This is a genomic window from Stenotrophomonas sp. YJH_SMC_91 (assembly GCF_059368495.1).
Genome location: NZ_JCAFRT010000011.1, coordinates 108,602 through 131,218, shown reverse-complemented (window position 1 = coordinate 131,218; position 22,617 = coordinate 108,602). Strand labels below are relative to the sequence as shown.

Genomic DNA, 22,617 nt, shown 5'->3' with positions numbered 1-22,617 from the left:
TGCTTTTATACCAGTGGCCCTACCCCCACGCAAGCTGGAAAGCCAGCAACGACGCGGGTTTCGGGCCATTGGACAGCGCGCGTCAATGCTTGACGCGCGCGCTTCCACTCGGTTTGGCCTTGCTGCGCACCGTGACACGCTGCGCACTCTTGCGCGCCTTCTTCGGTGCCAACGGACGCTCCAGCGCCAGGTCCAGGACTTCTTCGATGTACTTCACCGGCACGATCTTCAGATCGCGGGTGACGTTGGCTGGAATGTCGGCCAGGTCCTTGCGGTTCTCTTCCGGGATGATCACCGTGCGGATGCCACCACGCAGTGCCGCCAGCAGCTTTTCCTTCAGGCCACCGATCGCGGTGACGCGACCACGCAGGGTGATCTCGCCGGTCATCGCCACATCGGCACGCACCGGCACCTTGGTCAGCATCGACACCAGCGAGGTCACCATCGCCGCGCCGGCACTCGGGCCGTCCTTCGGCGTGGCACCATCGGGCACGTGCAGGTGCACGTCGTGCTTCTGCAGGAAGTCGCTGTCGATGCCGAAGCCGACCGCGCGCGAACGCACTACCGACAGTGCCGCCGACGCCGATTCCTTCATCACGTTGCCGAGCTGGCCGGTCAGGATCAGCTGGCCCTTGCCCGGCACCAGCGTCGATTCGATCTGCAGCAGATCGCCGCCGACCTCGGTCCAGGCCAGGCCGGTGACCAGGCCGATCTCGTTCTCTTCCTCGGCACGGCCGAAGTCGAAGCGACGCACGCCCAGGTACTTGTCCAGGTTCTTGCTGGACACGCTCACCAGCGCCTTCTTCTTCGCACCCTTCTTCGCCTTCGCCGCCGGCTGTGGGCCGGCCAGCGCGATCTCCTTCACCACCTTGCGGCAGATCTTGGCGATCTCGCGTTCCAGGTTGCGCACGCCCGATTCGCGCGTGTAGTAGCGCACGATGTCCTGGATGGCATCGCTACCGATCTCCAGCTCTTCCGGCTGCAGGCCGTTGGCCTTGATCTGCTTGGGCACCAGGTAGCGGGTAGCGATGTTGAGCTTCTCATCCTCGGTGTAGCCGGGGATGCGGATCACTTCCATGCGGTCCAGCAGCGGGCCCGGAATGTTGAGCGAGTTCGAGGTGGCCACGAACATCACTTCGGACAGGTCCAGGTCCACTTCCAGGTAGTGGTCGTTGAACGCGTTGTTCTGCTCCGGGTCGAGCACTTCCAGCAGCGCCGAAGACGGATCGCCACGGAAGTCCATCGACATCTTGTCGATCTCGTCGAGCACGAACAGCGGGTTCTTGCTGCCGACCTTGTTGAGGTTCTGCACGATGCGACCCGGCATCGAACCGACGTAGGTACGACGGTGGCCACGGATCTCGGCCTCGTCGCGCACGCCGCCCAGCGACATGCGCACGAACTTGCGGTTGGTGGCCTTGGCGATGGACTGGCCCAGCGAGGTCTTGCCCACGCCCGGCGGCCCGACCAGGCACAGGATCGGGCCCTTCATCTGCTTCACGCGCGACTGCACCGCCAGGTATTCAAGGATGCGCTCCTTGACCTTCTCCAGGCCGTAGTGGTCGGCGTCGAGGGTGTCCTGCGCGGCCTTCAGGTCCTTGCGCACCTTGCTGCGCTTCTTCCACGGCACGCCCAGCAGCCACTCCAGGTAGTTGCGCACCACCGCGGCTTCGGCCGACATCGGCGACATCTGCTTGAGCTTGTTCAGTTCGTTGCGCGCCTTGGCTTCAACGGCCTTCGGCATGCCGGCTTCGGCGATCTTGCGGGCCAGTTCTTCCAGCTCGCCTGGTGCGTCGTCCAGGTCACCCAGTTCCTTCTGGATGGCCTTCATCTGTTCGTTGAGGTAGTACTCGCGCTGGCTCTTCTCCATCTGCGACTTCACGCGGCCGCGGATGCGCTTCTCCATCTGCTGCACGTCGATCTCGCCGTCGACCAGGCCGACCAGCATTTCCAGGCGGTCGCCCACGGCCAGCGTTTCCAGCAGGCGCTGCTTGTCGGCCAGGCGCACGCTGATGTGCGCGGCGATGGTGTCGGCCAGGCGCGCCGGCTCATCGATGCCCGACAACGTCTGCAACAGCTCCGGCGGCAGCTTGCGGTTGGTCTTGACGTACTGCTCGAACAGCGACATCAGCGAGCGGGCGATGGCCTCGACCTCGCGCGCTGCGCGCTCGTCAGTGGCCTCGATCTCCACCGCCTGGCCGTGCAGCGAGCCGTTGCGCTCGTCGACGTGGGTGACCTGTACGCGCGACAGTCCTTCGACAAGCACCTTGATGGTGCCGTCGGGCAGCTTCAGCAGCTGCAGCACCTGCGCCAGCGTACCGACCTGGTAGAGGTCGGCCGCATGCGGGTCATCGGTTTCGGCCGACTTCTGCGCCAGCAGCAGGATGCGCTTGTCCGCCTCCATTGCCTGTTCGAGCGCGTGCATGGACTTGTCACGGCCGACGAACAGCGGGATGACCATGTGCGGGAACACCACTACGTCGCGCAGCGGCAGGACCGGCAGGTCGAGGGTTTCACTTGGGGAACGGGCCATGGGGGCTCCAGGGAAGGGGGAAAACCGCCTCCGGGAGGGCATCTTCCGGAGACAAAAAAAGCCGATGGCCCCGTTATGGGGCCATCGGCTTTCAGATGCAAGGCATTCCTTGAAAATCCTTTCCAATCAACAACCTGGAAGGATCACTCGGCGCCTGCGGCCTTCTGTTCAGGGGCCGCTGGGGTCTGGTAGATCAGGTACGGCTCGGACTTGTGCTCGATCACCGACTCGTCCACCACCACCTTGCTGACGTTTTCCTGCGACGGCAGGTCGTACATGGTGTCCAGCAGGACCGATTCGACGATGGTGCGCAGGCCGCGGGCACCGGTCTTGCGCTTGAGCGCCTTGCGGGCAATGGCCGACAACGCGTCCGGGCGGAACTCCAGCTCGACGTTCTCCATCTCGAACAGCTTCTTGAACTGCTTGGTGATGGCGTTCTTCGGCTCGGTCAGGATCTTGATCAGGGCCGGCTCGTCCAGCTCCTCCAGGGTCGCCACCACCGGCAGGCGGCCGACGAACTCGGGAATCAGGCCGAACTTGATCAGGTCTTCCGGCTCGACTTCGGCCAGCACCTTGCCCACTTCCTGCTTGCGCTCGCTGCTCTTCACCTTGGCGCCGAAGCCGATGCTGCCGACGTCGGTGGAACGGGCCTGGATCACCTTGTCCAGCCCGGCGAACGCGCCGCCGCAGATGAACAGGATGTTCTTGGTGTCCACCTGCAGGAATTCCTGCTGCGGGTGCTTGCGGCCGCCCTGCGGCGGAACGCTGGCCACGGTGCCTTCGATCAGCTTCAGCAGGGCCTGCTGCACGCCTTCGCCGGACACATCGCGGGTGATCGACGGGTTCTCGCTCTTGCGCGAGATCTTGTCGATTTCATCGATGTAGACGATGCCCTGCTGCGCCTTCTCGACGTCGTAGTCGCACTTCTGCAGCAGCTTCTGGATGATGTTCTCCACGTCCTCACCCACGTAACCGGCTTCGGTCAGCGTGGTGGCGTCGGCCATGGTGAACGGCACGTTGAGCAGGCGGGCCAGGGTCTCGGCCAGCAGGGTCTTGCCCGAACCGGTCGGGCCGACCAGCAGGATGTTCGACTTCGCCAGTTCGACGTCGTCGTTCTTCTGCCGGCTCTCGATGCGCTTGTAGTGGTTGTACACGGCCACGGCCAGGGTGCGCTTGGCGCGGTTCTGGCCGATCACGTACTGGTCGAGCACCTCGAGGATCTCGCGCGGCTTCGGCAGCGAACTGCGCGCCGACTGCGCCTTTTCCTCAAGCTCCTCGCGGATGATGTCGTTGCACAGCTCCACGCATTCATCACAGATGAACACGCTCGGACCCGCAATCAGCTTGCGCACTTCATGCTGGCTCTTGCCGCAGAAAGAGCAGTAGAGGATCTTGCCGGTGTCCGTGGAACGACCTTGGCGGTCTTCGCTCATGCTTCGCTTACCCAGTTACCCCACCCGCTGAACGGGGGTTCGATTCGAGAATAGCACAGGGCCGAGGGGACACCAGTCCCGCCCGACCCTGCAGGAACGAGGCCTCCATGGCCCCGTGAAGGCCGGTCAACCGGCCTGGATCGACTCATCCGGACGACGCTCCAGGACCTGGTCGACCAGACCGTAGGCCTGCGCCTCGAAGGCGCTCTTGAAGTTGTCGCGCTCGGTGTCGCGGGCGATCGTCTCCAGCGACTGGCCGGTGTGCTTGGCCAGCACCTCGTTCAGGCGCGAACGCAGGGTCAGGATCTCACGCGCGTGGATGTCGATGTCGGTGGCCTGGCCCTGGTAGCCACCCAGCGGCTGGTGGATCATCACGCGCGAGTTCGGCAGCGCATAGCGCTTGCCGGCTTCGCCCGCGGCCAGCAGCAGGGCCCCCATCGAGGCAGCCTGGCCGATGCAGGTGGTGCTCACATTCGGCTTGATGTACTGCATGGTGTCGTAGATCGCCATGCCGGCGGTGACCACGCCACCCGGCGAGTTGATGTAGATGTTGATGTCCTTTTCCGGGTTTTCCGATTCCAGGAACAGCAACTGCGCCACCACCACGTTGGCCATGTGATCGTCGATCGGGCCCACGAGGAAGATCAGGCGCTCCTTCAACAGGCGCGAATAGATGTCGTAGGCACGCTCGCCGCGGCTGGTCTGCTCGACCACCATCGGAACCAGGTTCAGGGCTTTGGTTCGGTTGTCCATTACGTGAGGTACCTATCTTGGGGGGGCAACAACCCCGCGCCGGCAAAGGCGCGGGGCATCCGGTGATCCGCCCGGCTTACTGGCGGATCGCGTCCTGGAACGACAGCTTCTCTTCGGTGTGCTGGGCACGCTCGGCGATCCAGTCGATCACCTGCTCTTCCATCACACGGTTCTGCAGGCCAGACATCAGCTGGGGGTCGTTGCGGTACATCTCAATGACCTGCTCCGGCTCTTCGTAGGTCGAAGCGATCAGACGCATCGTTTCGTTCAGGCGCTTGGCTTCCAGGCGCAGGTCGTTGATGCGGGCCACTTCACCGACCAGCAGGCCGACCAGCACGCGCTTGGCGGCCGCTTCCTTGAAGCCTTCGTGGGCATCGGCCGGGATCTCGCCGACGTTCTGGCCGTTGCGGCGGATCTGCTCGACCTGCTGGGCCAGCATGGCACGGGCTTCGTTCTCGACCAGGCGCGGCGGCATTTCCACCGAGGAATAGGCGGCGATCAGCTGCTCGCCCACTTCGCGGCGCAGGCGGTTCATCAGCGCGCCCTTCAGCTCGCGCTCCAGGTTGGCGCGGATGTCGCTGCGGAACTGCTCCACGTCGCCGCCCTTCACGCCAAAGCTCTTGATGAAGGCTTCGTCGACCGCCGGCACGACCGGCTCGGACACTTCGGCGACCTTGACGGTGACCTGCACGGTCTTGCCGGCCAGCACCGGCACTCGCCAGTCAGCCGGGAACTCGACGTCCAGGGTCTTCTCTTCGCCCTTGGCCAGGCCGACCAGGCCCTTTTCAATGGTCTCGAACATCATGCCCTGGCCGAGCACGATCGAACCCTTCTCGGTGCCTTCGGCCGGCAGGCGCTCTTCACCGGCCTGCGACCAGGTTTCCACCGCGACCAGGTCACCGTCCTGCGCGCCACGGCTGACCGGGGCCCAGGTACGGCGCTGGTTCTGCAGGTTCTCGATCATCTGGTCGATGTCGGCGTCGGTGATCTCGGCGGTGTGGCGCACGACAGTCAGCTTGCTGACGTCGATGTCGCCGAAGTCCGGCACCACTTCCACGGTGGCCACGAAGGAGAATTCACCCTCGTCGCCCTTGTCGATGCGCGGGCTGCCGACGATGCGCAGATCGTGCTCGCGCACAGCCGCGTCGAAGGTTTCGCGCAGCAGGCCGTCCAGCGCCTCGCCACGGACCTGCGCGCCGAAGCGCTGCTCGATCACCTTGGCCGGCACCTTGCCCGGACGGAAACCCTTGAGGCGGGTGGTACGGGCGATTTCGCCCAGGCGGCCGACGATGTGGCTCTGCAGACGGTCTTCCGGCAGCGAGAAGCTCAGGCGGCGTTCCAGGTTGCCGGTGGATTCGATCGAAGCTTGCATGTTGACTCCTGCCACCGGTGGCCCACGCCCCCGGCTCGATGATTGGGATGAAACGGTTGTAAGGACACGACGTCTGGGACGCGCCTGCTTGCCGCAGCCCTTTAGTTTCGCCCAATTCGGCCTGCACTGCCAGCGCGTGCCGGTCAAGGGGGGTTGAACCTGGCTCCCGGCAGACCCTCCGCCCGTGCCCGGCGAGCCCGCCCCGCGTTCAGGCACGCCCCATGGTGGGCCACACACATCAAAAAAAGGGCGCCAATGGCGCCCTTTTCCAGTACGGGACAGCGTCGCGGTCAGAGGACCTGGCAATCCTTGGACATCGGCGTCTTGCCGACATCACCACGACCGGTGCAGACCAGATTCACGGTCTGACCCTTCTTCAGGGTGCCGATGACCTCCAGGTGAGCCTGGCTGAACGAGAACTGCGGCTCGATGAACAGGCCCGCGCGCAGGCTCACGTAGGGGTCGCCCATCAGATCGGTGTTGATCGAGTCCACCGTGCCGGAAACGCGGTAGCGCTTGCCCTTGAACTTCTGGTCGGCGGCAACGGTGTTCTCCTCGTAGGCCTTGGCCAGCTCGGCAACAGTCACCTGCGGCAGCGCGTCGAGCGCGGCACGCTCTTCGTCGAGCTTCTTCTGCTCGGCCTCGGCCTTGGCGCGCTCCTTCGATGCCGCAGCGTCGGCCTTGGCCTGCTCCCTGGCGGCTGCGGCTTCGGTACGCTGCTGCTCACGCGCAGCGGTCTCGGCTGCACGCTGCTCAGGCGTCTTGTTGGCGTCGACCAGCATGCCGAGTGCCATCAGGCCCACGAACAGGACCACGATCACGATGATCGCCCACTTCAGAAACTTCTTCATGAATCCCCCCTTCCTTGTTGTAAGCGCAGCAAATCCGGCCACGCGATGCGGCCAACAAGTATAACGACTATGTGAAGACCGCTGGCCAACACTTGGGCAGATGCGGCATCTGCCAGTGGCATTGCAGGGGGAGTGGCTGGCCGGCCATGGACGCACCTCGGCTGGTGCGAAAGGGGGGACTCGAACCCCCACGCCTTGCGGCACTGGAACCTAAATCCCGAAGCCCCTGCCGATTAGTGCTGACCACTCAACTACTTACAGCGTTCCAGTCTATCAGGTGACGCTTCGGGTGACATATAGGTGACGCCGGGTGCCGCGACAGGTGACACCAGGTGACGCCGAATAAAGTGGTCATCTTCGGCGGACCTCCTCCTAGGACAACCATTCAGAACTACTCATTGCTGTTCACCACCGAGGACTACTACAGTTCCACATAGGTCCACCCAGGACCAACAACCGAACCACTCAGGACCGTACCGGGCAGCCCCCGGTGCGGTCCTCCCGTTTTGACTTTTGCATCCCCCGAGGGCAAACGATGACGACTTGGCAAGAGAACGACCTGCACGCCGCCCAGCTCGAACTGGAGAAGGAAAGCACCAGCCTGGGCATTGCCCGCTACGAGAAGATCAGGGAGCAGCGCCAGGAGGCCGAGACCGGCCCCGGCCGCAAGCTGGTCATGGAGAGCATCGACGCCACCGCCGCCGCGATCATGGCGTTCGTGGCCGAAGCCGACACCGGCAAGCCGGGCAAGCGCCACGCCGCCCTCAAATTCATCCGCCACCTGAACCCCCACGCCCTCGCCTATCTGACCAGCTTCACCTGCGTCAACGCGCTGGTCGCCGATCACCGCAAGGCGGTGTCCGTGGCGATCACCCTGGGCCACGAGGTCGCCAACGAGATCAACTTCTCCCTGCTCCGCGAGAAGCACCCCGGCCTGTACCGGGTCGTCCAGGAGCAGCTCAAGAAGTCCACCTCGGCCCGGCACTCCACCGCCGTCATGCGGCACGTCATCGCCGACGCCGAGTTCGCCCCCGAGGACGACAAGCGCCTCTACCTGTCCGACAAGGACGCGCTGCTGGTGGGCATGAAGCTCATCGAGCTGTTCGTCGAGGCGACCGGGCTGGTCGAGCTGGTCACCGTCGCCGAGCGCGGCAAGCGCCACCTGCTCATCGCCGGGAATCAGAAGGTGCTCGACTGGCTGACCAAGGCCCACGACAGCGCCGCCCTGTACCAGCCGGTGCTGATGCCGATGGTCGTCCCGCCCCGTCCGTGGACCACGCCCCGCGACGGCGGCTACCTGACCGACATCGGCGGCCGGGCTGACCTCGTGCGTACCCGCAACCGCGCCTACAAGCGCGAGCTGGCGCTGGTCGATATGCCCAACGTCTACCAGGCCCTCAACGCCATCCAGGCAACCGCCTGGAAGGTGAACGTGCCCGTCCTAGAGGTCATGCGCGAGCTGTGGAACGCAGGCGGCGGTGTCGCCGGGCTGCCGGAGCGTGAACTGATGGACCTGCCGAGCCGCCCTGCCCTGCTGGAGACCGACCCGGACTACTTCAAGGAGCACCACGCCGACGAGTTCAAGGAATGGAAGCGCGACCGCGCCAAGGTCTACGAGGCCAACGCGCGCAGCGTGTCCACCCGCCTCGCCGCCGCGCAGAAGATCGCCTTGGCGGAGAAGTTCGCCGAGTACCCCGCGATCTACTTCCCTCACAACCTCGACTTCCGCGGCCGGTGCTACCCCCTGCCCCCGACGCTGACCCCGCAGGGTGATGATGCGGCCAAGGGCCTGCTGACGTTCGCCCAAGGCGTGCCGCTCGGCGAGGACGGTGCCTACTGGCTCGCCATCCACGTCGCCAACTGCTTCGGCGTGGACAAGGTGTCGTTCGAGGAGCGCGTGGCCTGGGTGCGCGAGCACGAGGAGCAGATTCTCGACAGCGCCCTCGATCCGCTGGACGGCCAACGCTTCTGGATGGACGCCGACAGCCCGTTCTGCGCGCTGGCAGCGTGCTTCGAGTGGCTCGGCTACAGCCTCAACGGCCGCGATCACGTCTCCCATCTGCCCATCGCGCTCGACGGCTCCTGTAACGGCCTCCAGAACTTCTCGGCCATGCTCCGCGACTCCGTGGGCGGTGCAGCCACCAACCTGATCCCGCAGCCGAAGCCCGCCGACATCTATTCGCGCGTGAAAGACGTGGCCCAGGAGAAGCTGCGCGCCCGTGCCGAGAGCGGCGACCCGCTGGCGATCAAGCTGGACGGCCAGCTCACCCGCGACATCGTGAAGCAGCCGGTGATGACGCTGCCCTACGGCGTCACGAAGTCGGGCATGCGCGCCCAGGTGCTCTCCAAGTTCAAGAAGCTGGGCATGGAGGACGATTGGGAGACCGCCGAGTACCTGGCGACCCTGCTGTGGGAGTGCATCGGCGAGGTCGTGATCGCAGCCCGCGCGGCGATGGACTGGCTGCGTGACGCCTCCAAGGTCGCCTCGTCGGCCGACCTGCCGGTGAGCTGGACGACCCCCGCTGGCTTCCCGGTCCTCCAGGAGTACCGCGAGGAGGAAGGCGTCCGCATCCGGCCGCACGTCGGAGGCCGCGAGGTGAATTTAGTGGTCAACATCGGCGGTACTAAGCTCGACCGTCGCAGGCAGACCCTCGGGATCAGTCCGAACTTCGTCCACTCCTGCGACGCCAGCCACATGATGCTGACCACCTGCCTCGCGGCAGAGAACGGCATCGAGTCGTTCGCCATGATCCACGACTCCTACGGTACGCACGCGGGCCAGGCAGCAATCCTCGCCGCCGCACTCCGGCAGGCGTTCGTCGATCAATACAGCGGCGACGTACTGGCCGACTTCCGACAGCAACTCGTCGAGCAGCTCCCGCCAGAAGCGGCAGAGAAACTCCCACCCCTCCCGCCGCATGGCGACCTGGACCTCAGCCTGGTGCTGGAGTCGCGCTATTTCTTTGCCTAGTCCATCCCCCTTTGGCAATTGATACCCCAAGCGAGAACGTCAACATGAGCATCAACTACCAGCACGCACTGAACACCTACGTTGCCCAGGACCACTTCGGTGTGGTCCTCGGCATCTACAACCCGGCCGAACACGGCACGGTCGAGGAGTTCAAGCACCGCATGACGGAGCTGCACGCAGGTGCGTGATCGCGTCATCGACGGACTGCACTCACGTTCTGCCGAGAGCGCCGCACGCGGCGCTTTCGTAGTGATCGACAGCGTGCAGTCCCTCGGCCACCCGGCCGATCAGGTGATCGGCTTGGCGTGCGCCTTCAAGAACTTCTGCGAAGTGCTCGGCCTCGATCCGATGGAAGTGCTGCGGGTCGTCTCGCGCATGGAGCAGGACTGCCGCTACCGGCAGGTCAACACCCTCAACGCCGTGCGCCGCTACGCGGAGCGCGAGCTGAAACCGCACTACCCGTGATGCGTGACCCGATCACCGACGCCTTCATCGACGAGGCGCTCATCGGCTTCGACATCGACGAAGCCTTCGGCATTTCCGCCGACACCCCGTTGACCGCCGCCGCTGACCTGTGGCGCGCGGGCATCTATCTCCCGACCAACTACGAGACCGACAACTGATGGCAACCAAGAAGCGCGAACGATTCGTCTCCCCCAAGGGCACCGCCGTGTGGCCGCGCCTGAACGAACCGGACACCAAGTTCAAGCCGGAAGGCGAATACACCGTGAGCCTGGCGTTCGACCCGAACGACAAGGACTTCAAGGCGCTGGCGAAGAAGCTGGAAACCCGGCGCGACGAGCTGTTCCAGGAGTTCCTGAGCGAGAACCCGAAGAAGAAGAAGGGTGCCGAAGTGGCCCCGGTGTTCACCGAAGAAACCGACGAGAACGGCGATGACACCGGCCGCGTGCTGGTGAAGTTCAAGATGAAGGCCAGCGGCGTCAGCAAGCGCACCGGCAAGAAGTTCACCATGCGCCCGGACATCTTCGACGCCCGCGGCAAGAAGATCGACAACCCGCCGCAGATCGGCGGCGGCAGCGAACTCAAGGTCTCCTACGAGATCGGCGGCTCGTTCGTCGAATCGGCCAAGAAGTTCTACCTGACCTGCTACATGGTCGCCGTCCAGGTGATCGAGCTGGTCGAGTTCGGCCAGCGCAACGCCAAGGACTACGGCTTCGGCGAGGAGGACGGCTACGAGGCCGCCGACAGCGCGCCGTTCAGCGACAGCGATGACGACTCGGACGACGACAGCGACTCCGACGACGAGGGCGATGACGGCGACTACTGATCCGCTGTCGGTCATCGTGAACACCGCGAGGGGGGCCAAGCATTTGGCCTCCCTCACGTTCCCGTTTGACCCGGTGCCCGCCTCGCGCCCGAAGGTTTCGCGCTGGGGCGTCTACTACGGCAAGACCTACAAGACCTGGAAGGAAGCCGCAGAGAAGCATCTGCCAGCCGGTGATCTGGACCTGTCGCCGACCGATCCGGTTTTAGTGGTCATCATCGCGGTATGCAAACGCGCCAAGACCTCGAAGGCCGCGTTTCCCAAGGGCGACGTGGACAACCTCGCCAAGGGGCCGATGGACGTTGTGACCAAAGCCACCGGCTATTGGGCCGACGACAAGCAAGTCATGTGGCTGCTCTCCGGTAAGCGCTGGGCGCAGCCGGACGAAGAACCACGCACCGAAGTCCACCTCTACAAACTCTAAGTGCGCCTCAAACCTCTGGAATCGGTAGAGGCGCTGTTCGTCCTCGCCAGCATGACCCGCCCCGAGCAGGTCACGACCGGCGAAGAACTCGCACGCCTGCACCGCTCGCAGGGCTACTCGAAGATCGCCGTCCACTTCGTCATCGAACGTGACGGCTCGATCTACGACGGTCGCCCGCTGAATCAGCCCGGCGCTCTCGCCGGTAAGCACAACCAATCCGCATACCAAGTCTGCCTCCTGGGCGGCGTCAACGACGCCATGCAGCCCGAGGACAACTTCACCGAAGCCCAACACGCCGCGCTGCGACGCCTGCTCGCCGCCTACGGCAAGCCCGTCGTGTGGGCACCTGACTTCCCTCGATAGGAGAACCCAACGTGAAACCGCTGCCCCCGCAAACCCAGGTCGTCCTGGATCACCTGCGTCGCCACTCGCACCTGACCTCGTGGCAGGCCGAAGGCGTCTACCGCATCCGCCGCCTCGCCTCGCGCGTCGATGAGCTGCGCGCTGCTGGCTTCGAGATCGAAACGCAGACCTGCGAGGACGCCTCGGGGCAGCGGTACACGCGCTATCGCCTGTCGCGCCGTCAGCGCCGCAGCAAGGCTCCGCTCCTGGAAGCGCGCCGCGCTCCGAAGCAGTACCGCGTCGATGCGCTGCTCCAGCTGTATCGCAACTACTGCACCGACGAGCTGGGCCTCGACGCCAACGATGCGACCGAAGAAGTCGCCGCATTCACCAAGTTCCTGCTGGAGAAGAACGCATGACCAACACCGCTACCACCGTCATTCCGTCCGCGATGCGCCTGGCTTTCGAGCGCGCATGGGCGCGCGCCGACAAGCCGTTCCGCGGCCTGGGCCGCACCGTCAAGGGTGCGCTGAATCGTCGCCTCGGCATTTCCTACCGCAAGCGCATGTGGTCCGTGGAGCGTGCAAAGCGCTGACTCCGAATACCTCCACAAAGAGCCGTGCCCGAACTGCGGCAGCAAGGACAACCTTGCGCGCTACAGCGACGGGCACGGCTACTGCTTCGGCTGCGGTCACTACGAGCCAGCCGAAGGCGAGGAGGTCTCTCAACCCACCAGCAGGAAAACCATGAGCGACTTTGCGAAGGGTGAACCGCAAGCCCTGGCGAAGCGCGGTATCACTGAGGAAGCATGCCGTAAGTACGGCTACTGGATCGGCAAGGACAAGCACGGCAAGACCGTGCAGATCGCCAACTACAAGCGCGATGGCGGCATCGTCGCGCAGAAGCTCCGCTACCCCGACAAGAAGTTCTCATTCATCGGCGACTCGAAGGCGTGCGGGCTGTTCGGCCAGCACCTCTACGAACCGGGGCGACGCCTCGTCATCACCGAAGGCGAGATCGACGCGCTCTCCGTGGCGCAGGCACTCGGCCTCCGCTGGCCGGTGGTGTCCGTTCCGAACGGAGCGCAAGGCGCGGCCAAGTCCATCAAGCGCGAGCTGGAGTGGGTCAACGGCTTCGACGAGGTTGTGCTCATGTTCGACATGGACGAACCGGGCCAAGCCGCCGCGCAGGAAGTGGCGCTGCTGCTGACTCCCGGCAAGGCCAAGATCGCACAGCTCCCGGCGAAAGACCCGAACGAGCTGCTCCAGCGTGGCGATGCCGAGGCGATCACCCGCGCCATCTACGAAGCGCAGACCAAGCGCCCCGATGGAGTGGTGACGTTCGGCTCCCTCAAGGAGAAGGCACTCAAGCCGGTCTCGATGGGCATGCCTTGGCACGACCCGCGCCTCACCGCGCTGACCTACGGCAAGCGGTACGGCGAGGTCTACACCTTCGGCGCGGGCACCGGCATCGGCAAGACCGACTGGCTGATGGAGGAAGCAGCCTTCATCGCGCAGGAAACCGGCGACCGCGTTGGCCTGTTCTTCCTGGAGCAGCAGCCGGTCGAGACGGCGAAGCGCATGGCAGGCAAGGTTGCTGGCCGCCGCTTCCACGTCCCCGATGGGAGCTGGACGCAGGAGGAGCTGGAAGCCGCGTTCGAGATTCTCGACAAGGGCCAGGTGTTCATCTACGACCACTTCGGCTCGTCCGAGTGGGACGTGATCGAAGCCAAGATGGCCCACATGGTCGTCGCCGAGGGCGTCAAGCACATCGTCCTCGACAACCTCACGTCGTTTGCAGCCGGTGCCGAGGACGAGCGGAAGATGCTGGAGGACACGATGGCGAAGATCGCGCAGTTCGCGCAGCGCCACCTCATCTGCATCTACCTGGTCTCGCACCTCGCCACGCCGGAAGGCAAGCCACACGAGGAAGGCGGGCGCGTGATGCTCCGCCACTTCAAGGGCAGCCGCGCGATTGGCTTCTGGACGCACTTCGCGTTCGGCCTGGAGCGCAACACGCAGGCCGAGAACGAGGCCGAGCGCAACTGCACGACCTTCCGCGTCCTAAAGGATCGCTTCACCGGCCAGTCGAACGGCCAGGTTCTCTACTACAGCTACGACCACGCATCCGGCCGCCTGCTCAATGCAGATGCTCCGGGCGAATACGGCGACTTCGCCGACGAGTCATCCGATGTATCCACCTCCGACTACTGACGGCCGCTCGGTCGTCGGCTTCATCCCAGCTGATGCGCCGCTCTCCTTCGCTGAGAGCCTCGTTCTCCCCTACCAACTCCCGCGCTCCGACCAAGCCTGCCGTGTCATGTACGGCAAGCCTGGGCGGCGCGTGGTCATCCACATCAAAGCCGAGGAACTACCCCAATGAAAGAGATCGTCGCCATCGCAATCGACCTGCTGACCGCTCCGTTCCGCAAGGACACCGTGACCGACGTGGTGAAGGTGCTGGAGGGCCAGGTGGACAAGCTGTTCAAGATCAGCGCCGACCGCATCGCCACCGCATCGACGCTGCGCGACAAGGCCGATGTCCTGCACTCGCAGGCCGACGAGCACGAGGAAGAAGCCGAGCGCGCCCTGCGCGTCGCCGAGCGCTTCACCAACCTGATCCGCTAAGGGACCAACCATGACTGCCGAGCAACACGCTCGGTCCCTGTTCGACGTGTTGCCGGCCGAAGTCCGCCACCTGGTGATCCTGGGTGGCGGAAGCCTGCGCGCGTTCTACGACGGGACCGAAATCAAGGACATCGACTGCTTCTTCGTGTCACTGGCGAGCTACACCTACGTGGCCGCGTACCTGAGCGGCCGTAACGACTGGACCAGCGAGGCCGCTCCGAACGGCATCCGCAACTTCCGCTCGCCCGAGGGTCACCTCGTGAGCCTGATCGGCTTCGAGTTCGGTACGCCGCACGAGCACTGCGCCCGGTTCGATCTGCGGTGCTGCGCCCACGTCGCCATCTACGAACCCAGCACCGACGAGGTGGTGGTCGTATCCCTCGAAGGCGCGGTTGCCGACGCATCGGAGAAGCTGCTGTTCGTGCTGAACAACAACGGCACCGAGCGCACCATCCGCCGCATCACGCACTACGTCGAGGATTACGGCTACACGCTGCATCCCGACCAGCCCGAGCAGGACGAACTGTTCGAGGACGACGACTTCCCCGGCCACGCGCCGCAGGGCGTCCACACGCCGCCGAAGGCCCCCGAGCCGGAGTACATCCTCCGCGCCCGCCGCCGCGTCCGCGCAATCCCCGTAACCAACCACGGCTACCCGTAAGGAGGACCGCCGTTGATCCTCGTATTCGACTGCGAGACCAATGGCCTCCTCGACGAACTTGACACGATCCACTGCATTTCCCTCCAAGAGGTAGATGAGACCGGCGCACCGCGCGGTCCCATCCTGTCCGCCAACGATCACGGCACGGGCGAAATGACAGTCCGTCAGGCCGTCGAGAGGCTCAAGAAGGCCAAGCGCGTTGTCGGCCACAACATCGCCGGATTCGACATTCCGGCTATCGCCAAGGTGTTCCCGGACTTCAAGGTCCAGGCGTACTTCGACACGTTGCTGATGTCCACGCTGGTCTACCCGGACCTCAAGGACCGCGACTTCAAGGCCCGCAAGAAGCAGGGAGCGAACCCGGTGTTGCCGGGCAAGCTGATCGGCCGCCACGCCCTCGAAGCGTGGGGCTACCGCCTCGGTCGCTGGAAAGGCGACTACGCGGCGCAGATGGCCGCACGCGGCCTCGATCCCTGGGCACAGTGGTCTCAGGAAATGGACGACTACTGCGACCAGGACGTTGCGGTCACGCAAGCGCTGTTCGCGTTGCTGATGAGCAAGGGCCTCCCTACCGAGGCCATCGAGCTGGAGCAGGCCGTCGCGCCGATCCTCTCGCGTCAGCAGCGCTACGGCTACCTGTTCGATCAGGAGAAGGCGCGTGAGCTGGAGTGCATCCTCGTGTCCCGGCGCACTGCGCTGGAGGCCGAGCTGCGCAAGGTCATTCCGCCGTGGAAGGTGGTGAAGCGCAAGTTCGTACCGAAGCGCGACGACAAGCGCCGCGGTTACGTCAAGGGCGTGGAGGTCACGACCTACAAGGACGTGGTGTTCAACCCGGCAAGCCGCCAGCACATTGCTGACCGCTTGACTGCAATGTACGGCTGGCAGCCCCAGGAGTTCACCGAGAAGGGCCAGCCGAAGATCGACGAAGAAGTCCTGGGCGCGCTCAAGTTCCCGATCATCCCGCTCCTGCTGGAGCACTTCATCGTCAACAAGCGCCTCGGCCAGCTCGCCGAAGGCGACGAGGCGTGGCTCAAGGCCATCAAGAAGGACGGCCGCATCCACGGCAGCGTGAATCAGAACGCAGCGGTGACCGGCCGCATGACGCACTCGAAGCCGAACATCGCTCAGGTGCCGAAGGTCCAGCACTCGAAGGAGAAGGGAATCCTCAAGGGCCAGGAAGGCGGCTACGGATTCGAGTGCCGCTCGTTGTTCTGCGTCCCAACAGGGAAGCTCCAGGTCGGCGCGGACGCCTCGGGATTGGAGCTGCGCTGCCTGGCGCACTTCATGGCAAAGCACGACGGCGGCGAGTACGCCAAGGTCATCCTCGAAGGCGACATCCACTCCGTCAACCAATCGGCGGCAGGACTGCCAACCCGCGACAACGCCAAGACCTTCATCTACGCCTTCCTCTATGGGGCAGGCGACGCGAAGCTCGGCTCCATCGTTGGCAAGGGTCGCCAGGCCGGGGCGAAGCTCCGCTCGAAGTTCCTGGCCGGGCTGCCTGCGCTGGAGAAGCTGGTACGCGGGGTCAAGAAGCGCGCGGCCGAGAAGGGATACCTGATCGGTCTCGACGGCCGGAAGCTGCACATCCGCAGCGACCACGCCGCGCTCAATACCCTGCTCCAGTCGGCCGGTGCGCTGGTGATGAAGAAAGCCCTGGTGATCCTCGACGCCGACCTGCAAGCCGCAGGGTTGGTGCCGGGCGTCCACTACGAGTTCCTCGCCAACGTCCATGACGAGTGGCAAATCGAAGTGGACGAGGACAAGGCCGAGTTCGTGGGCAAGACCGCCCAGGCTGCCATCCGCAAGGCTGGCGATTACTTCGGCTTCCGCTGTCCGCTCGATGGCGAGTTCAAGATCGGAAGGAATTGGGCCGAGACGCACTGACCCGCGGCAAGCGGGACATTGCACTCGCCCTGGTGCGCCAAGCGAAACGCCGGGCAGCTAGGAAGGGACTGCCGTTCGACCTCACGTCGGACGACATCGTGGTCCCCGACTTCTGCCCGGCACTGGGCATCCCGCTGTACCGCGCTGTCGGGCGCAAGGCCCAAGGCCCCAACTCACCCACGCTCGACCGCATCGAACCTGACCTCGGCTACGTCCGGGGCAACGTGCGCGTGATCTCCGCACGCGCGAATCAGATCAAGTCCGACGCGACTCCCTCGGAGCTTCTGCGAGTCGCCTGTTACGTCCAAGAGAACCGATGAACCCAACCAACATCCTGCGCGCCCTCGCGGCGCTGCTGGTCGTTGCCGCGCTCGCGGCAGGCGGCTTCGCAGCCTGGAAGTACACCGCAATGGCCCAGCGCGTGACGGAGCTGGAGGAGTCGGCAAAGGAACTGGCCGACCTCAAGCAGACCGTCGAGACCCTCAACCGCGAAGCCGTGCGCCGCTCTGCCTTCGATGCAGCGCTGCGGAACGCCCGCGCCACCACCAACCGCTCTGTGGAGATTGCAGCAAATGCTGACCCGGAAACTGGCGATTACCTGTCTCGCCGCATTCCTGACGAGCTGCGCCGCGCACACCTCGAAAGTCGTGCCGGAGCAGTTCCTCCAGCCGACCGTCATTGAGGGCACGCACTCCTCACTCGACGCCGTGATGGCTGACCCGACCACCACCACCTACGACCTCTACCGCTTCGGCGGCAACGCCGAGGACGGCCTCCAGCGTTGCAACGCCGACAAGGCGAGCGCCCTGGAAGTCCTCAAGGAATCGAACCGATGAACGAGAACCGGCTTCGCGTGCATTTCATTGGCGGCCCCGCTGACGGCGATGTCCGCGTGATCGATCCGTGTACCACCTACCGCGTGGCTGTGCTCGAACACCAGCCCGAGGTTCATGCCTACAACGCCAAGTGCCCGTGCTGCACCGAGCGCATGCTGCGCCCCGTGGAGTGGAGCACCGCGACCTACTTCATCCGCCGCGTTAGCGAGAAGTGCTGGGTCGCCGTACACGAGAGCATGGTATGAAGCGCGCTCTCCTGATCCTGGCGCTGTGTGCTGGCCTCGCTGCGTGCGATATGAAGCCCTGGCCGCCGAGTGCGGACTATGGCTCGTGCCTGAAAGGGCACAGCGAGAACTCCTACATCATCATGTGGCAGTCGATGTGTACGGGGAACTCCTGCACGCAGATTCCGTACACCATCCCGACCACCGACTTCGTGTGCGACGAGCACGAGTACCCGCTCGGCGACGGCCCGGAGTACCAGGCCGGAATGAAGCGCTACGCCGCCGAGCTACAGGCGTGGTATGAGCGCCACCCGGAGAAGCGGCCATGACTTCCTACGTCACCTATCGGCCACCGCAGGCGGCCGGTTCCTGGGTCATTGGCGGCAACTTCTTCGTGCAGGTCCGGGAGCGTCCGAACTGGCTGCACCGCTGGTTCGCGCTGGCGTTCCTGGGATGGCAGTGGGTGGACGCATGAACAAGCGCGGCCCCCTGCTACTGATCGACGCCGATGTGCTGCGCTACCAGCTCGCGTTCTCGAACACCGCGAACATCGACTGGAACGGCGACGGCAACAAGGTCGAAGCGATCCAGCCCGAGCGCGCGAAGGCGAAGCTGGAGGACTACATCGACGAGATCGTCGAGAAGTTCGGCGCGCGTGATTACCTGCTGGCCCTGTCCTGCAAGAAGCACAACTTCCGCAAGGACATCGACCCAACCTACAAGCTCAACCGTGCCAGCAAGGACAAGCCTGCCCTGTGGTACGTGCTCGACGAGTTCGTCTACGACGAGTTCGGCGACAAGATCGTGGAGATCGAGAACCTGGAAGGTGACGACGTGCTGGGGCTGCTGGCCTCGCACCCGAATCCGAAGCGCGCGCCAGGCAGCCGCATCGTCGTGTCCATCGACAAGGACATGCAGACGATCCCCGGCATCCGTCTCTACAACCCCAACCGTCCCGACGTGGGCGTCCGGCCGATCTCGGCTCACGACGCTGACCTGTTCTGGATGAAGCAGGTGCTCACGGGCGACCAGGTGGATAACTACCCCGGCTTCCCCGGCATCGGCCACAAGGGCGCGGACGAGCTGCTCATGCCCATCCACGAGGCGTACCGCGATGCGTCCGTCGAGGAGCACCTCGGCGCTCTGTGGAACACCGTCGTCACCACCTACACCACCCGCATCCCCCGCGGCGGCACCGAGCCGCTGTCGAAGCACGATGCGATCCGCCAAGCACGCCTCGCGCGAATCCTGCGCTACGGCGACTACAACCCCAAGACCAAGGAAGTGAAGCTGTGGAAACCCTGATCCTGTTCATCACCATCGTCGCCGTGCTGGCCGTGCTGTTCGCCTTCGTCGCCTACGGCGCTGCCTGGCTGTGGTGGCGCAGCCTCAACACCCTCGAACGCACCCTGTACCGCTCGGCTGGCAGCGTCAAGCTGTGGCCGGCCGCTGTCGGCGTTGCTGGCGCGGCTTGGCTGATCGCCCGGTGTTTCGCCTGACGACAACCAAGCCACCTGATCCTGCTTACCGCAACTCGTCCACGTAGAACTGCTTCCAGTGTGCAATCTCTGACGGATTCCGACTTACGGGTTCTCGGCTATTGAAAACCCAAAGCTGGATCGCCTTCGGCGTAGTCAACGTTTCATACGTGCAGCTGAACTCAGTGAGCTTATCTGTGATGAGCTGCTTGGCCGCATCGTAGCGCTCTCGCTGAATTCCTTGTGCTTGCCCTGATGCCACGAGCGCATCCATCGCCTCCTGTAGGCCATAGAGCTTCTGTGCAAGCTCAGAGATTTCCGCTCCGTTTGTGTTACTCGGCGTAGAACTCGCCATACCTGTCTCCTTCCATAACGAACACGAATTGTACCCGGCTAAGGCCGGGTTTCTCTTTTGGAGTCCCCATGAAGATCATCGGAATCACCGGCCGCGCCCGCAGCGGCAAAGACACCCTGGCCGAGTTCCTGGTCAGCGACCACGGCTTCGTGAAGCTGTCCTTCGCGGCCCCGATCCGCGCCTTCGTGGCGGACATCACCGGCCTGCCGGTGTCCGCGATGGAGGACGGCCCGCTCAAGGAGGAGCCGCTCGACTGGCTCAACGGGCAGACCCCGCGCCGCCTGATGCAGACCGTGGGCACCGAGTGGGGCCGTGAAATGATCGACCGCGACCTGTGGGTCAAGGTGGTCGCGCAGAAGATCCGTCAGGCCCGCCGCGACGGCGCTGCTGGCGTCGTGGTGTCGGACGTTCGCTTCGACAACGAGGCGCAGTTCATCCGTGAGTGGGGCGGCCAGGTGGTCCAGGTGCTCCGCGACAGCGCGGCCCCGGTCTCGGCGCATGCCTCCGAGGCAGGCGTCCACGGCGACCTGATCGACACCGTGATCGACAACAACGGCCCGATCCACCGCCTGCGGATGGTCGCGGAATCGCTGGCCCGACTCTAAGGGTTTAGTGGTCATCATCGGGGGAAACGACAGTTTCCCCACCTATTCATAACCCAGGAGTTCTATGCAAATCCCTCTGCACTCCTACGACCTGATCGACCTCCTGGACGAACTGCACCCCGAAGTGATCTACGACCCCGCCAAGCCGAAGGAGGAGTTCCTGCTCCGGCAGGGCGAGCGCCGCCTGATCCTCCGGCTAAAGGCGCTGCGGAAGGTCGAGCAGATGGAGCACCGCGCCCGCTAATCATGTGCAGCAAGCCCAACATGCCGGACCAGCAGGAGAAAGACCCGATCCTGCTGACCCGCCAGGACACCCAGCCGACCGGCCACGCGGCCGATCAGCGGCGTAAGTCCAAGGTCCGACTGGACCTGAACAACGCAACGCAGTACCAAGGACTGACCATTCCGAATGGCTGACGCCAAGCAGACCTCGGCCGAGAAGCAGACGGCCGCGAAGCGCTACGGCGATCTCAAGTCCAACCGCAAAGAAGCCGAGACGCGCGCCAAGCGCTGCGCCAAGGTTACCCTGCCCCGCCTGTGGGTGGACGAGGGCGCGAAATCGCGTACCCCCGGTTCCGCCTACATCGACACCGGCCCGAAGTGCGTCAACGCCCTGGCCTCGAAGATCGTGCTGGCCTGGCTCCCGCCGAACGCCTCGGTGTTCAAGCTCGCGCCTGACCAGGCAGTCGCCGAGAACATCGCCGAGCAGGCTGGCGTGGAGACCTCCGAACTGGAGGCCGCGCTGGTGGACGTGGAGCGGGTCATCGTCAACGACCTGGAGACCAGCGGCGTCCGCCCGGTCCTCAGCGAGGCGGCCAAGCACGCCATCGTCCTCGGCAATTTCCTGCTCTACGACCCCGACGAGGGCAAGCCTAAGCTGTATCCGCTGACCTCCTACGTGACCGACCGCGACGGCCTGGGCAACGTGCTGGAGATCATCACGCTCGACAAGATCGCCCCGGCCATGCTGCCGGACTCGATCCGCGCGGCGGTGATGCAGAAGCTCGCCCAGGAACGCGACGAAAAGACCAAGAACGACGACGTGAACCTCTACACCTGGGTGCGTCGCTCGGAAGATGGCAAGGAGTGGGAAGTGGTCCAGGAGGTCGAGGGCGTCGAAGTCCCCGAGACCGTGGGCACCTACCCCATCGACGCCTGCCCGTGGATTCCCCTGTGCGCGCCGCCGTCCCTCGTGGACGACTACGGCGAGGGCTTGGTCTACGACTACGTGGGCGCGTTCGAGTCGCTGGAGGCGCTGCGCAAGGCGATCCGTAAGGGTGCCGCCGCGCTGGCGAAGATCATCATGTTCCTCAAGCCGACCTCGACGATCCGCGAGCGCCAGCTCACCGAGGCCGAGTCCGGCGCGGTGCTGCGTGGCGAGGCCAGCGACGTGACCACGCTCCAGCTCCAGAAAGCCTACGACCTGAACTTCGTGCGTCAGGAGGCCGAAGGGCTGGCGAACTCGCTGGAGCTGATCTTCGGCGTGAAGTCCGCCGTGCAGCGCCCCGGCGAGCGCGTGACCGCCTACGAAATCCGGGTGCTCACCCAGGAACTCGACGACGCCCTCAGCGGCTTCATGGCGATGTCGGGCGAGCAGCTCTTGCTGCCGCTGATCCGCCGCCGCCTGCACAAGCTCCAGAAGCAGGGTCGCCTGCCCGAGCTGCCGCAGGAACTCATCAAGCCGCGCATCACCGTTGGCATCGCCGCCCTCGGCCGCGGCCACGACCTGAACAAGCTGATCGAGTTCGGTCAGGCAGTGGATGCGCTTGTCGGCGCAGAGGAGAAGGCGCGCCGCCTCAACAGTGGCGAGGCGATCTCCCGACTGGCCGCCGCTTCCGACATTTCCACCAAGGGCCTGATCCGCTCCGACGACGAGCTTGCTGCCGAGCAGCAGGACGCCTCGGCGCAGGAGGCGATGGTCCGTGCCGCTCCGAATATCGCCTCAGCGATGACCCAAACCCCGTAACCCCGAGAAGGACG

The 22,617-nt window shown here is 64.7% G+C and carries 31 protein-coding genes; 25 read left to right on the top strand and 6 right to left on the bottom strand.

The features are described 5' to 3' along the window. Positions 1-82: 82 nt before the first annotated feature. The 5 genes from lon to AC5P5X_RS14425 form a co-directional block, all read right to left on the bottom strand. The gene (gene lon / locus AC5P5X_RS14445; RefSeq protein WP_495216000.1) at positions 83-2,533 is read right to left on the bottom strand and encodes an endopeptidase La; all 2,451 of its coding nucleotides are present in this window, start codon (positions 2,531-2,533) and stop codon (positions 83-85) included. A gap of 143 nt (positions 2,534-2,676) precedes the next feature. Continuing rightward, on the bottom strand, positions 2,677-3,966 hold the full coding sequence (clpX, locus tag AC5P5X_RS14440) for an ATP-dependent Clp protease ATP-binding subunit ClpX (RefSeq protein WP_004154600.1): 1,290 nt from the start codon (positions 3,964-3,966) through the stop codon (positions 2,677-2,679). Positions 3,967-4,092: 126 nt separating this feature from the next. Continuing rightward, the gene (gene clpP / locus AC5P5X_RS14435; RefSeq protein WP_004146318.1) at positions 4,093-4,719 is read right to left on the bottom strand and encodes an ATP-dependent Clp endopeptidase proteolytic subunit ClpP; all 627 of its coding nucleotides are present in this window, start codon (positions 4,717-4,719) and stop codon (positions 4,093-4,095) included. 76 nt (positions 4,720-4,795) lie between these two features. After that, a complete protein-coding gene (tig, locus tag AC5P5X_RS14430; protein WP_495215999.1) occupies positions 4,796-6,091 on the bottom strand; it encodes a trigger factor in 1,296 nt (431 codons plus the stop codon). 290 nt (positions 6,092-6,381) lie between these two features. Then, a complete protein-coding gene (locus tag AC5P5X_RS14425; RefSeq protein ID WP_052504338.1) occupies positions 6,382-6,942 on the bottom strand; it encodes an OB-fold protein in 561 nt (186 codons plus the stop codon). A gap of 535 nt (positions 6,943-7,477) precedes the next feature. Here AC5P5X_RS14425 and AC5P5X_RS14420 point away from each other — a divergent pair. The 21 genes from AC5P5X_RS14420 (at position 7,478) to AC5P5X_RS14320 (ending at position 19,698) form a co-directional block, all read left to right on the top strand. Then, positions 7,478-9,913: a DNA-directed RNA polymerase gene (locus AC5P5X_RS14420; RefSeq protein ID WP_005412423.1), complete on the top strand. Its 2,436-nt coding sequence runs from the start codon at positions 7,478-7,480 to the stop codon at positions 9,911-9,913. Positions 9,914-9,957: 44 nt separating this feature from the next. Further along, on the top strand, positions 9,958-10,101 hold the full coding sequence (locus AC5P5X_RS14415) for a hypothetical protein (RefSeq protein WP_005412422.1): 144 nt from the start codon (positions 9,958-9,960) through the stop codon (positions 10,099-10,101). Then, positions 10,094-10,378: a hypothetical protein gene (locus AC5P5X_RS14410; protein ID WP_005412421.1), complete on the top strand. Its 285-nt coding sequence runs from the start codon at positions 10,094-10,096 to the stop codon at positions 10,376-10,378. The genes AC5P5X_RS14415 and AC5P5X_RS14410 overlap by 8 nt, the downstream gene beginning before the upstream one ends. Continuing rightward, positions 10,378-10,536, top strand: coding sequence for a hypothetical protein (locus tag AC5P5X_RS14405; RefSeq protein WP_154267700.1), 159 nt, complete (start codon positions 10,378-10,380; stop codon positions 10,534-10,536). Before AC5P5X_RS14410 ends, AC5P5X_RS14405 begins: the two co-directional genes overlap by 1 nt. Then, entirely contained in the window at positions 10,536-11,201 is a 666-nt protein-coding gene (locus AC5P5X_RS14400) for a hypothetical protein (RefSeq protein WP_004154595.1), read from the top strand. Before AC5P5X_RS14405 ends, AC5P5X_RS14400 begins: the two co-directional genes overlap by 1 nt. After that, complete coding sequence (locus AC5P5X_RS14395) at positions 11,185-11,622, top strand: RusA family crossover junction endodeoxyribonuclease (RefSeq protein ID WP_157178715.1); 438 nt, start codon at positions 11,185-11,187, stop codon at positions 11,620-11,622. Before AC5P5X_RS14400 ends, AC5P5X_RS14395 begins: the two co-directional genes overlap by 17 nt. Then, positions 11,623-11,985, top strand: coding sequence for an N-acetylmuramoyl-L-alanine amidase (locus AC5P5X_RS14390; RefSeq protein ID WP_004154593.1), 363 nt, complete (start codon positions 11,623-11,625; stop codon positions 11,983-11,985). Positions 11,986-11,996: 11 nt separating this feature from the next. After that, positions 11,997-12,383 (top strand): helix-turn-helix domain-containing protein, encoded by a 387-nt coding sequence (locus tag AC5P5X_RS14385; protein WP_004154592.1) that lies wholly within the window; start codon positions 11,997-11,999, stop codon positions 12,381-12,383. Further along, the gene (locus AC5P5X_RS14380) at positions 12,380-12,559 is read left to right on the top strand and encodes a hypothetical protein (RefSeq protein ID WP_004154591.1); all 180 of its coding nucleotides are present in this window, start codon (positions 12,380-12,382) and stop codon (positions 12,557-12,559) included. The genes AC5P5X_RS14385 and AC5P5X_RS14380 overlap by 4 nt, the downstream gene beginning before the upstream one ends. Further along, entirely contained in the window at positions 12,546-14,177 is a 1,632-nt protein-coding gene (locus AC5P5X_RS14375) for a toprim domain-containing protein (protein ID WP_004154589.1), read from the top strand. The genes AC5P5X_RS14380 and AC5P5X_RS14375 overlap by 14 nt, the downstream gene beginning before the upstream one ends. Positions 14,178-14,342: 165 nt before the next feature. Next, entirely contained in the window at positions 14,343-14,591 is a 249-nt protein-coding gene (locus AC5P5X_RS14370; protein ID WP_005412417.1) for a hypothetical protein, read from the top strand. A gap of 10 nt (positions 14,592-14,601) precedes the next feature. Continuing rightward, the gene (locus AC5P5X_RS14365) at positions 14,602-15,252 is read left to right on the top strand and encodes a Gabija anti-defense Gad2 family protein (RefSeq protein WP_005412416.1); all 651 of its coding nucleotides are present in this window, start codon (positions 14,602-14,604) and stop codon (positions 15,250-15,252) included. A gap of 12 nt (positions 15,253-15,264) precedes the next feature. Beyond that, positions 15,265-17,139 (top strand): DNA polymerase, encoded by a 1,875-nt coding sequence (locus AC5P5X_RS14360; RefSeq protein WP_049417451.1) that lies wholly within the window; start codon positions 15,265-15,267, stop codon positions 17,137-17,139. After that, positions 17,121-17,459, top strand: a complete 339-nt coding sequence (locus AC5P5X_RS14355; protein WP_050483582.1) for a hypothetical protein — start codon at positions 17,121-17,123, stop codon at positions 17,457-17,459. Before AC5P5X_RS14360 ends, AC5P5X_RS14355 begins: the two co-directional genes overlap by 19 nt. Next, positions 17,456-17,821 carry a hypothetical protein gene (locus tag AC5P5X_RS14350; protein WP_005412414.1) on the top strand — a complete coding sequence of 122 codons (366 nt, stop codon included), beginning with the start codon at positions 17,456-17,458 and terminating at the stop codon, positions 17,819-17,821. Before AC5P5X_RS14355 ends, AC5P5X_RS14350 begins: the two co-directional genes overlap by 4 nt. Positions 17,822-17,849: 28 nt before the next feature. Then, positions 17,850-17,975 carry a hypothetical protein gene (locus AC5P5X_RS14345; RefSeq protein WP_005412413.1) on the top strand — a complete coding sequence of 42 codons (126 nt, stop codon included), beginning with the start codon at positions 17,850-17,852 and terminating at the stop codon, positions 17,973-17,975. After that, positions 17,972-18,220, top strand: a complete 249-nt coding sequence (locus tag AC5P5X_RS14340) for a hypothetical protein (protein ID WP_005412412.1) — start codon at positions 17,972-17,974, stop codon at positions 18,218-18,220. Before AC5P5X_RS14345 ends, AC5P5X_RS14340 begins: the two co-directional genes overlap by 4 nt. Further along, on the top strand, positions 18,217-18,528 hold the full coding sequence (locus AC5P5X_RS14335) for a hypothetical protein (protein WP_043033722.1): 312 nt from the start codon (positions 18,217-18,219) through the stop codon (positions 18,526-18,528). Before AC5P5X_RS14340 ends, AC5P5X_RS14335 begins: the two co-directional genes overlap by 4 nt. Beyond that, positions 18,525-18,674, top strand: coding sequence for a hypothetical protein (locus AC5P5X_RS14330; protein ID WP_005412410.1), 150 nt, complete (start codon positions 18,525-18,527; stop codon positions 18,672-18,674). Before AC5P5X_RS14335 ends, AC5P5X_RS14330 begins: the two co-directional genes overlap by 4 nt. Next, on the top strand, positions 18,671-19,504 hold the full coding sequence (locus AC5P5X_RS14325; RefSeq protein ID WP_004154583.1) for a hypothetical protein: 834 nt from the start codon (positions 18,671-18,673) through the stop codon (positions 19,502-19,504). The genes AC5P5X_RS14330 and AC5P5X_RS14325 overlap by 4 nt, the downstream gene beginning before the upstream one ends. Next, positions 19,492-19,698 carry a hypothetical protein gene (locus AC5P5X_RS14320; RefSeq protein WP_005412408.1) on the top strand — a complete coding sequence of 69 codons (207 nt, stop codon included), beginning with the start codon at positions 19,492-19,494 and terminating at the stop codon, positions 19,696-19,698. Before AC5P5X_RS14325 ends, AC5P5X_RS14320 begins: the two co-directional genes overlap by 13 nt. Before the next feature lie 25 nt (positions 19,699-19,723). On the opposite strand, the gene AC5P5X_RS14315 is transcribed toward AC5P5X_RS14320, so the two are convergent. Further along, a complete protein-coding gene (locus AC5P5X_RS14315) occupies positions 19,724-20,032 on the bottom strand; it encodes a hypothetical protein (protein WP_032961816.1) in 309 nt (102 codons plus the stop codon). Positions 20,033-20,100: 68 nt separating this feature from the next. On the opposite strand from AC5P5X_RS14315, the gene AC5P5X_RS14310 reads away from it, so the two are divergent. The 4 genes from AC5P5X_RS14310 (at position 20,101) to AC5P5X_RS14295 (ending at position 22,603) form a co-directional block, all read left to right on the top strand. Further along, positions 20,101-20,637 carry a deoxynucleotide monophosphate kinase family protein gene (locus tag AC5P5X_RS14310; protein WP_004154581.1) on the top strand — a complete coding sequence of 179 codons (537 nt, stop codon included), beginning with the start codon at positions 20,101-20,103 and terminating at the stop codon, positions 20,635-20,637. Positions 20,638-20,701: 64 nt separating this feature from the next. Further along, positions 20,702-20,881, top strand: coding sequence for a hypothetical protein (locus AC5P5X_RS14305; RefSeq protein WP_005412407.1), 180 nt, complete (start codon positions 20,702-20,704; stop codon positions 20,879-20,881). Positions 20,882-20,901: 20 nt separating this feature from the next. After that, the gene (locus tag AC5P5X_RS14300; protein ID WP_005412406.1) at positions 20,902-21,054 is read left to right on the top strand and encodes a hypothetical protein; all 153 of its coding nucleotides are present in this window, start codon (positions 20,902-20,904) and stop codon (positions 21,052-21,054) included. After that, entirely contained in the window at positions 21,047-22,603 is a 1,557-nt protein-coding gene (locus AC5P5X_RS14295) for a portal protein (RefSeq protein ID WP_005412405.1), read from the top strand. The genes AC5P5X_RS14300 and AC5P5X_RS14295 overlap by 8 nt, the downstream gene beginning before the upstream one ends. Positions 22,604-22,617 lie beyond the last annotated feature (14 nt).

What these genes read in the sequence shown, in the direction of transcription:
- AC5P5X_RS14310 (WP_004154581.1), top strand. Translation starts at nt 20,101, where the DNA reads ATGAAGATCATCGGAATCACCGGCCGCGCCCGCAGCGGCAAAGACACC.
- AC5P5X_RS14425 (WP_052504338.1), bottom strand. Translation starts at nt 6,942, where the DNA reads ATGAAGAAGTTTCTGAAGTGGGCGATCATCGTGATCGTGGTCCTGTTC.
- clpP (WP_004146318.1), bottom strand. Translation starts at nt 4,719, where the DNA reads ATGGACAACCGAACCAAAGCCCTGAACCTGGTTCCGATGGTGGTCGAG.
- AC5P5X_RS14295 (WP_005412405.1), top strand. Translation starts at nt 21,047, where the DNA reads ATGGCTGACGCCAAGCAGACCTCGGCCGAGAAGCAGACGGCCGCGAAG.
- AC5P5X_RS14340 (WP_005412412.1), top strand. Translation starts at nt 17,972, where the DNA reads ATGAACGAGAACCGGCTTCGCGTGCATTTCATTGGCGGCCCCGCTGAC.
- AC5P5X_RS14420 (WP_005412423.1), top strand. Translation starts at nt 7,478, where the DNA reads ATGACGACTTGGCAAGAGAACGACCTGCACGCCGCCCAGCTCGAACTG.
- AC5P5X_RS14315 (WP_032961816.1), bottom strand. Translation starts at nt 20,032, where the DNA reads ATGGCGAGTTCTACGCCGAGTAACACAAACGGAGCGGAAATCTCTGAG.
- tig (WP_495215999.1), bottom strand. Translation starts at nt 6,091, where the DNA reads ATGCAAGCTTCGATCGAATCCACCGGCAACCTGGAACGCCGCCTGAGC.
- AC5P5X_RS14330 (WP_005412410.1), top strand. Translation starts at nt 18,525, where the DNA reads ATGACTTCCTACGTCACCTATCGGCCACCGCAGGCGGCCGGTTCCTGG.
- AC5P5X_RS14395 (WP_157178715.1), top strand. Translation starts at nt 11,185, where the DNA reads ATGACGGCGACTACTGATCCGCTGTCGGTCATCGTGAACACCGCGAGG.
- AC5P5X_RS14345 (WP_005412413.1), top strand. Translation starts at nt 17,850, where the DNA reads ATGGCTGACCCGACCACCACCACCTACGACCTCTACCGCTTCGGCGGC.
- AC5P5X_RS14415 (WP_005412422.1), top strand. Translation starts at nt 9,958, where the DNA reads ATGAGCATCAACTACCAGCACGCACTGAACACCTACGTTGCCCAGGAC.
- AC5P5X_RS14305 (WP_005412407.1), top strand. Translation starts at nt 20,702, where the DNA reads ATGCAAATCCCTCTGCACTCCTACGACCTGATCGACCTCCTGGACGAA.
- lon (WP_495216000.1), bottom strand. Translation starts at nt 2,533, where the DNA reads ATGGCCCGTTCCCCAAGTGAAACCCTCGACCTGCCGGTCCTGCCGCTG.
- clpX (WP_004154600.1), bottom strand. Translation starts at nt 3,966, where the DNA reads ATGAGCGAAGACCGCCAAGGTCGTTCCACGGACACCGGCAAGATCCTC.
- AC5P5X_RS14350 (WP_005412414.1), top strand. Translation starts at nt 17,456, where the DNA reads ATGAACCCAACCAACATCCTGCGCGCCCTCGCGGCGCTGCTGGTCGTT.
- AC5P5X_RS14365 (WP_005412416.1), top strand. Translation starts at nt 14,602, where the DNA reads ATGACTGCCGAGCAACACGCTCGGTCCCTGTTCGACGTGTTGCCGGCC.
- AC5P5X_RS14325 (WP_004154583.1), top strand. Translation starts at nt 18,671, where the DNA reads ATGAACAAGCGCGGCCCCCTGCTACTGATCGACGCCGATGTGCTGCGC.
- AC5P5X_RS14405 (WP_154267700.1), top strand. Translation starts at nt 10,378, where the DNA reads ATGCGTGACCCGATCACCGACGCCTTCATCGACGAGGCGCTCATCGGC.
- AC5P5X_RS14370 (WP_005412417.1), top strand. Translation starts at nt 14,343, where the DNA reads ATGAAAGAGATCGTCGCCATCGCAATCGACCTGCTGACCGCTCCGTTC.
- AC5P5X_RS14300 (WP_005412406.1), top strand. Translation starts at nt 20,902, where the DNA reads ATGCCGGACCAGCAGGAGAAAGACCCGATCCTGCTGACCCGCCAGGAC.
- AC5P5X_RS14400 (WP_004154595.1), top strand. Translation starts at nt 10,536, where the DNA reads ATGGCAACCAAGAAGCGCGAACGATTCGTCTCCCCCAAGGGCACCGCC.
- AC5P5X_RS14335 (WP_043033722.1), top strand. Translation starts at nt 18,217, where the DNA reads ATGAAGCGCGCTCTCCTGATCCTGGCGCTGTGTGCTGGCCTCGCTGCG.
- AC5P5X_RS14380 (WP_004154591.1), top strand. Translation starts at nt 12,380, where the DNA reads ATGACCAACACCGCTACCACCGTCATTCCGTCCGCGATGCGCCTGGCT.